We start from the raw sequence: 8,349 nt of genomic DNA on the forward strand, positions 1-8,349 counted from the left end.
AAATTTTAAGACACCAAACCAAGTTGTAAAAGAATATTTTTCTAAGTGTAACATATGTCTTGACAATTAAGAGAAAAAAAGAAAATATTCTTGCGTATTGCTTGAAAAATACTTGAATTTGTGATAAAATGATAAGAGAATAATTTTACTTTGACGTAAAGGAGGATAAAATGTACGATATAATTGTAGTGGGTGCCGGCCCTGCAGGTGTCTCTGCTGCTCTATATGCTAAGAGCCGCGGCTTCAATGTACTTTTGCTTGAAAAGGACGAGGTTGGCGGTCTTATAAAAAGTGTTTCGCACGTGACTCACTATGTGGGTTTATCTGAGGATGAATCGGGCGAAACGTTCAGGGAAAAGCTTGAGGCTCAAATCGCGGACGCGGACATCGAGTTAAAGTACGAAGAGGTTATCGAGCTTGATTTAAGATACGAGCTAAAAAAGGTTAAGACTAGACAAAATTCATACAATGCCAAGGCGGTTATACTTGCGATGGGATCTACTCCAAAGGATTTAGGTCTTGAAAATGAAAAGGAGATTGGGGTTGAACACTCTGCTTTGGGTCTTGATGAGGAGATTGAGGACAGAATCATCTTCGTGGCGGGTGGCTCGGACGGAGCGGCTAAGGAAGCTTTATATCTATCAAAGCTTGCGAAGAAGGTCTACCTTGTCGAAGAAAAGGACGAGCTTGGCATGATTGACGAGTTCAAGGAAAAGATCGAAGCTTCTGACAATATCGAGGCAATGACATCCTCCAAGATTGTGAGCGCAAGCGGAACTAGGGACAAGATCACTGAAGTTTGTATTTACGACTCGGCTGAAAAGGAAGAAAAGCTATTTGAGAATGGCGAGGACGAATTCCTAATATTTGCCTACATTGGTCAAAGGCCAAACACTGAATTAATCAAGGACAGCGTTGAGATGGCTGGTCCATATATCAAGACTGACGGAGTTAAGACATCTATCCCAGGTGTATTTGCCTGCGGCGACATTATAGATAAAAAGATAAGACAGATAGCAACTGCTGTAGCTGAGGGCTGCACTTGCGCTATCGAAGCACAAAAATATTTAGGATATTAATATTAAAAAGAGGGGTGTAACGATGGAGTTTATTGGAGACGCATTAACATTTGACGATATACTACTAGTACCAAATTTTTCGGAGATATTGCCAAAACAAACTAATACTGAAACAAGATTAACTAAAAAGATCAAGCTAAACATACCGATGATGAGTGCTGGTATGGATACTGTTACTGAATCAAAGATGGCTATCGCGATGGCGAGAGAAGGCGGTATTGGTATCATTCACAAGAACATGTCGATTGAGGACCAAGCTATCGAAGTTGACAGGGTAAAAAGAAGTGAACATGGTGTAATCACTGATCCATTCTATTTATCTGCTGAACACAAGATTGCTGACGCTGAAGCTATTATGAAAAAGTACAAGATTTCTGGTGTGCCTATAACTGATGAAGACGGCAAACTTGTTGGTATCATCACTAACAGGGACATGAGATTCGAAACTAATATGGAAAAGAAGATTGGCGATGTCATGACTAAGGAAAACCTTGTAACTGGCAAGGTTGGCGTATCTATGGACGAAGCTTTAGAGGAAATGAAGGTTCATAAGATTGAAAAGCTTCCTATAGTTGATGACGACTTCCATTTGAGAGGATTAATAACTATTAAGGATATAGAAAAATCCATCGAATTCCCTAACTCAGCTAAGGACGAACAAGGCAGACTTCTTTGCGGAGCGGCTGTTGGTATTACTGAGGACATGCTTGAAAGGGTTAAGGCTCTATACGATGCAAAGGTTGACGTTATCGTTCTAGATACTGCTCACGGTCACTCAAAGGGTGTACTTGACGCAGTTAGAAGCATCAAGAAGGAATTCCCTGACTTACAAGTCATAGCAGGAAACGTGGCAACTTACGAAGGCACTAAGGCTCTTATGGATGCTGGTGCTGACTGCGTTAAAGTTGGTATCGGACCTGGATCTATCTGTACAACTAGAGTTGTTACTGGTATCGGTGTTCCTCAAGTAAGTGCTATCATGGCTGCTTACAAGGCATCTCAAGAAACTGGCATACCTATAATTGCTGATGGCGGTATCAAATACTCAGGTGATATCACTAAGGCGATAGCTGCTGGCGCGGACGTTGTTATGATGGGATCCTTATTCGCAGGTACTGACGAATCACCAGGAGAAGAAGTTATCTTCGAAGGCAGAAGATATAAGGAATATAGAGGCATGGGCTCACTTGCAGCAATGAAAGCTGGTTCATCTGACAGATATTTCCAATCAAAGGCTAAGAAGTATGTACCAGAAGGTGTTGAAGGTAGAGTTCACTACAAAGGAAAAGTTGGAGAAGTTATTTATCAATTGCTTGGCGGCTTAAAATCAGGTATGGGCTACCTTGGATGCAAGGACATTCCTACTTTGAAGACAAATTCAAGATACGTTCAAATTACAAGTGCATCACTAATTGAAAACCATCCACACGATATCACTATAACTAAGGAAACTCCTAACTATTCCCCAAAGAGCTATAGGGACTAAGATATGGAAAAGATGAAAAATGTTTTAGATAAAGGATACGTAAGGCTTGTAAACCACTTAGGTAGCGACCTTACTGTAGTAAACGCGGCAAGAGTTTCTTATCAAAAAGAATCTTTTGAATTAAATCAAAATGACGAGAAATTAATTAGCTTCTTAGCTAAAAATGATCACACATCGCCATTTAGACATGCGATGCTACAATTCGAAGTGTATGCGCCACTGATGGTAGCAAGACAATGGTGGAAGTACATCGTTGGTTCATCTCACATGGAAGGCATTGGCGACACAATGAACGGCTGGAACGAATCTTCAAGACGCTATGTAACTGAAGAACCAGTATTCTATGTACCAAGCGAAAATGAATGGAGAAGCATGCCTGATAATAAAAAGCAAGGCAGCGGTGAACCGGTTGCGACTGAATTAGGAGCTGAATACACAAAAGATTTACTTGAGCTTATAGAAAAAGGCGAAGGACTTTACGAAAAAGCTATGGAAGACGGCATTTGCCCTGAACAAGCAAGACTTTTCCTACCAGCTTATGGCTTATATGTAAGATGGTACTGGACTGCATCTCTTCAATCGGTTGCGCACTTTGTTAAGCAAAGGATGGACGCTCATGCGCAAAAGGAAATCAGAGATTATGCAAAAGTAGTCTACGACTTAAGCTTAGAGGAGTTCCCAGTAGCTATGAAGGCTCTTATCGAGCACATGAATTAATGATAATATATTTTACAAGGCACGGATTAACTAAATACAACAAGGAGAGGAGAATTCAAGGCTTACTTGATTCTCCTCTTACACTTGAGGGCAAAATGAAGGCGAAGGAGCTAGGGGCTAGATTAAAAGATGAAGGCATAGAAGTCATATACTCCTCCGACCAAAAGAGGGCGATGGATAGCGCAAAAATAATTAACGAAGCGCTTGGACTTGATATAGAGCCTGACAGAAGGCTTAGAGAAGTATCAATGCTTAGCCACGAGGGTATGACTTGGGCCGAGAGCGTTGCGACTGACCCGGAGCGCGAAGACTTGATTATGTCAAGACCGGACCTTTTTAACGAGGGCGGCATCTACCCATATAGAGACGCGCGTGAAGACGCCGAGGCCTTTATTGAAGCACTCGTGAAAAAAGATTATAAGAAGGTACTCGTTGTGACTCACGGCAGCAAGCTAAGAGTGATAACGACTGTACTAGAAGGACTTGACTTAAAGGATACAAATAAGGTAGAGCTCATAAAGGGGCTGAGCCTTAAGATATATGATTACGATGAAGGCGCGTTTAAGCTCCTTCATGACGACGAAGACTACGACAACTTTGTATAGGAGGCGAAAGATGACAGAAGATAGATACATGAATCCCTTGGTTCGAGAGCCAATATATAAATTACTAATTAAATACGCTGTTCCATCGATATTAGCCTTCCTGGTAAGTGCTATATACAATATAGTCGATCAAATCTTCATCGGCAATATCGTCGGACACTTGGGTAACGCTGCTACTACAGTCAGTTTCCCCATAACCACAATATCAACGGCACTTGCCCTATTACTAGGCATAGGAACCGCGTCAAACTACAGCATCTACAAGGGTAGAGGTGAGGACGAAAGAGCAGAAAGAATAGTCGCTACAGGCATCACAGGACTTTTATTTTTCGCAGGACTTGAAATTACCTTGGTTATGGTATATTTAGAGCCGCTACTAAAATTATTCGGCGCGAGCGAAAACATATTCCAATACGCATATGACTACGCCTCGATCACATCCATGGCCATAGTTTTTATAGTATTTTCGACAGCTCTATCACATATAATCAGGGCAGATGGCTCTCCAAAGTACGCTATGATGCTAAATGTAGTAGGAGCACTACTTAATATTGTTTTAGACTACATATTTATGGTTCCATTAAATATGGGCATCAAAGGCGCTGCATGGGCGACATTCATCGGACAAACTGTGAGCTTTTTACTAGCACTTTATTATATATTTTTCTTAAAAGACGAGCCGGTTCGTAAAAAAGATTTTAAGATACATCCAGAGGAGCTAGGCGCAATACTTAAGCTTGGCTCGGCGGCTTGCATCAATCAATTGGCCATGGTAGTCGTTCAGATAGTTATGAATAACGTCATGACTTACTACGGTGCGATGAGTAAGTACGGACCCGATATACCGCTAGCCGCAGTCGGTATAGCATCAAAGCTCTACATCGTCTTGATCGGCTTCAACATAGGTCTCGCTCAAGGCGGACAGCCAATCATCGGCTACAATTACGGAGCCAAAATCCACAGACGTGTTAAAGATACTTACCTAACAACGATTAAAGTCTCAATCATTTACAGTACTGTATTTTTCTTATTAGTTGAGATTTGGCCACATGCCTTTGTCAACATCTTTGGTAAAGGCGACGAGCTATATATGGAGTTTACTACCATACTACTTCGTATAACTATGATTATGACGGCGCTTAACGGACTTCAACCGATTACGGCAAACTTTTACACATCAATCGGCAAGGCGCGTTTAGGTATATTCGTCTCATTAACAAGGCAAGTGCTTTTCTATTTGCCACTTATTATAGTTTTGCCACGTTTCTTTGGCATACTAGGAGCGCTTTATGCAACACCAATCGCAGACTTCATAGCCTTTCTACTAGCAATGTTCTTTGTTATTAGAGAGTTCAAGGCCATGAGCAAGGCGGGAGATGAGGTAATTTTAGATGCAGAAATTTATTAAGTTTTTTAAAATATTTTTAATATCGCTATTAGTTTTTATACTATTCTTCGGGCTATATTATTATAGAAAGCTATCAAAGAAAGACAACAAGCTAGTTATAGTCGACGAAACTAAGATAAATCAAAAGACTGAGGAGAAGCTTGAGGGCGAGTTGGTCTTTGCTTTCTTCGGCATTGACGGGGAGCGTGGTCTTGATTACATCAAGAAAAAACTTGCGACTCTTGATGGCAAAACTGGTGAAGACAGGTATTTTACTACAGGAAACCCATCTGACACGATAATGCTAGTTAAGATTGACAAGAAAACGGGTAAAGTAAATGTAGTGAGCATACCAAGGGATACCAAGGTCAAGATAGCTGGGCACGATGGTATGAGAAAGATCAATGCATCTTTCGCGAAGGACGGTCCATACGCAGCCATCGACACGCTTAGAGAGTTTTCAAACGTTGATGTCACTAATTACATCGCAGTTGACTACAAAGGCGTTAAGGCCATAGTCGACATTATAGGCGGGGTTGAGATCGACGTGCCATTTGACATGGACTACGATGACCCGACAGACTCGCCGCCACTACACATTCATTTGAAGAAAGGCAAGCAAAAACTAGATGGCAAGGGCGCGATGGAGTTTCTTAGATTTAGAAAGTCAAATAAAGGTCAAGGAGATAAATTCCTTGGCGACGTCGGCAGAGTCACTCATCAACAGTACTTTATCAAAGAGCTTATGAAGCAAACGCTTAGCGCAAACAACGTGACAAAGCTGCCACGCATGATACAAGCAGGACTTGAGCATATACTCACAAACATTAGCATAGATGAAATGCTTGAACTGGCCAAAGTCTTTACATCGTATTCGCAAGATAAGCTTACGATTGAGACTATACCAGGTACAGACAAGTATGAGGGCGGTGCTTCCTACTTCATCGCAGATGAGGAAGAGACTGCTAAACTATTCACAAAGATATTTAAGTAAAGGGAGGAAGAAAGATGGACGCATTTTATTTTTATAATCCGGTTAAAATTCATTTTGGAGAAGGATCAATCAGGGCATTAAAAGAAGAGATGAAGCCATATAAGAAGGTTTTACTTACTTATGGTAAAGGCAGCATCAAGAAGAACGGCATCTACGATAAGGTTATGGAAGCGCTTGAAGGCAAGGAAGTTTACGAACTTTCAGACATAATGCCAAACCCAAGAGTTGAGAAAGTTTATGAAGGCATCAAACTTGTAAAGGATCACGACATAGACTTTATCCTAGCAGTTGGTGGTGGCTCAACTATTGACTGCTCTAAGGCAATAGCTGCTGGCGCAAAGACTGACGAAGACTTTTGGAAAAAATATTTCATTGACAAAGACGATGTTTTAGATGCAACTCCATTAGGAAGCGTTTTGACAATGGCTGGAACAGGCAGTGAAATGGATAACGGCGGCGTTATCACTAACTGGGAAGAGCAAAAGAAGCTAAGTTTTGGCGGCGAGCCATGCTATCCAAAATTCTCCATACTTGATCCGACATACACATATTCATTACCAAAGCACCACTTAATCAGCGGTACAGTGGATATGTTCAGCCACATCATGGAAGAGTACTTCTCAATGCCTGACGAAGAAAATACTACTGACGAAATCAGTGAAGCACTTATGAGAACTGTAATCGAAAACATTTATATAGCTTTAGAAGACCCAAGAAACTACAGAGCAAGAGCAAATCTTATGTGGGCATCAACACTTGCAATCAATGGACTAACATCACTTGGCAAGCGATCAGACTGGCTAAGCCACAGACTTGAACATACATTATCAGCTTTCTACGACGTTTCGCACGGTATGGGGCTTGCAGTAATGCATCCAAATTACCTAAAATATGTTTACAAGGGACATGAAAAGAAATTTAGAAGATGGGCAGAAAACGTTTGGAAGATGGATACATCTAATATGGCAGATGACGAAGCCGCAATCAAATCCATTGAAAAGCTTCAAGACTTCTTCAAATCCATTGGCGCGCCAACAACACTTAAAGAGCTAGATATACCAAGAGACTCAATCGAAGCTATGGCAAAGAAGACAGACGTTTATAAGACAAGCTACTCGGATCTAAAACTTGAAGACATTATCAATATTTACGAACAAGCATACGAATAAACTATATATATAAAGGAAGATAGTTTTAATTGAAAGACATAGAGACAGAAAGACTAATCTTAAGAGACGCGAGCGTAGACGACGCCGAAGATATGTTTGAGTACGCAAAGCTTGAAGAAGTGACTAAGCATCTTTCGTGGAAGCCGCATTTAAGCGTTAAAGACTCAGAGAAAATACTTGATATGCTAAGCAAAGAGGCAAAGGAGAAAGACTCATACACGCTCAAGGCAATCGTCCTAAAAGAAAATGATAAGATGATTGGGACCATAGACGCGAGAATCTTTGGAGATGGACTAAAGGACGCCGAGTTCGGTTATTGCCTAAACCCAAAGTACTGGAACAAAGGCTACATGAGCGAGGCACTAAAAGCTTTTATGGAAGCACTTCACAAGGAGCGAGGCGTTGAGAATGTATTCGGCTCATTCGAAAGAGAAAACATTGCATCGAAGAGAGTCATGCAGAAGAATGAGATGTATTATTATGAGACGGTGAGACGTGTATTCAAAAACAAAGGCGAAGTTGAGTTAATTAGATATAAGGAGTTAAGACTTTCTTAATTAATTAAAATATATTAATGGCAGTGGATTGATGGTCCACTGCTTTTTTATGTGCAAAAGCAATTTTGTATAAAGAGTAAAATTACTAAGTAAGTGACGAGCGGGTGATATATGACAAGTGGATGATATATGACGCGCGATTGACATATGACGAGCATTAGACAAGGCAAAAAGCATAAGCAAGTGACTTGTAATAAGGCTAGTTAATCAAGTGATAATAAGAATTGCAAGTGAAGAAAGATATATAAAGAAAAAATTAAAAAACTTTTAAAAAAACTCTTGACAAGCAAAGAAATAAATGGTAGAATGGATAAGTCATCTGGAAAAACCATATGACAAGCAAAACTGAATAAAA

At 40.6% G+C, this 8,349-nt stretch carries 8 protein-coding genes; all 8 read left to right on the top strand.

All coding sequences use genetic code 11. The annotated features are described in order from the left end of the window. Positions 1-170 precede the first annotated feature (170 nt). From AC1EJ0_RS08010 to AC1EJ0_RS08045, 8 genes are read left to right on the top strand one after another with little or no spacing between them, the layout of a single operon-like run. Entirely contained in the window at positions 171-1,079 is a 909-nt protein-coding gene (locus AC1EJ0_RS08010) for an NAD(P)/FAD-dependent oxidoreductase (protein ID WP_058259423.1), read from the top strand. Positions 1,080-1,101: 22 nt separating this feature from the next. After that, entirely contained in the window at positions 1,102-2,565 is a 1,464-nt protein-coding gene (gene guaB, locus AC1EJ0_RS08015; RefSeq protein ID WP_480023958.1) for an IMP dehydrogenase, read from the top strand. 3 nt (positions 2,566-2,568) lie between these two features. Continuing rightward, positions 2,569-3,282 (top strand): FAD-dependent thymidylate synthase, encoded by a 714-nt coding sequence (thyX, locus tag AC1EJ0_RS08020; RefSeq protein ID WP_480023957.1) that lies wholly within the window; start codon positions 2,569-2,571, stop codon positions 3,280-3,282. Continuing rightward, entirely contained in the window at positions 3,282-3,887 is a 606-nt protein-coding gene (locus AC1EJ0_RS08025; protein ID WP_480023956.1) for a histidine phosphatase family protein, read from the top strand. Before thyX ends, AC1EJ0_RS08025 begins: the two co-directional genes overlap by 1 nt. 10 nt (positions 3,888-3,897) lie before the next feature. Beyond that, a complete protein-coding gene (locus tag AC1EJ0_RS08030; protein ID WP_480023955.1) occupies positions 3,898-5,295 on the top strand; it encodes an MATE family efflux transporter in 1,398 nt (465 codons plus the stop codon). Continuing rightward, positions 5,279-6,268 carry an LCP family protein gene (locus AC1EJ0_RS08035; protein ID WP_480023954.1) on the top strand — a complete coding sequence of 330 codons (990 nt, stop codon included), beginning with the start codon at positions 5,279-5,281 and terminating at the stop codon, positions 6,266-6,268. The genes AC1EJ0_RS08030 and AC1EJ0_RS08035 overlap by 17 nt, the downstream gene beginning before the upstream one ends. A gap of 14 nt (positions 6,269-6,282) precedes the next feature. After that, positions 6,283-7,437 (top strand): iron-containing alcohol dehydrogenase, encoded by a 1,155-nt coding sequence (locus AC1EJ0_RS08040; RefSeq protein WP_480023953.1) that lies wholly within the window; start codon positions 6,283-6,285, stop codon positions 7,435-7,437. A gap of 29 nt (positions 7,438-7,466) precedes the next feature. Continuing rightward, entirely contained in the window at positions 7,467-7,994 is a 528-nt protein-coding gene (locus AC1EJ0_RS08045; RefSeq protein ID WP_480023952.1) for a GNAT family N-acetyltransferase, read from the top strand. The last annotated feature ends 355 nt before the right edge of the window (positions 7,995-8,349 follow it).

The sequence above is a fragment of the Fenollaria sp. C0166D3 genome, from assembly GCF_056590255.1.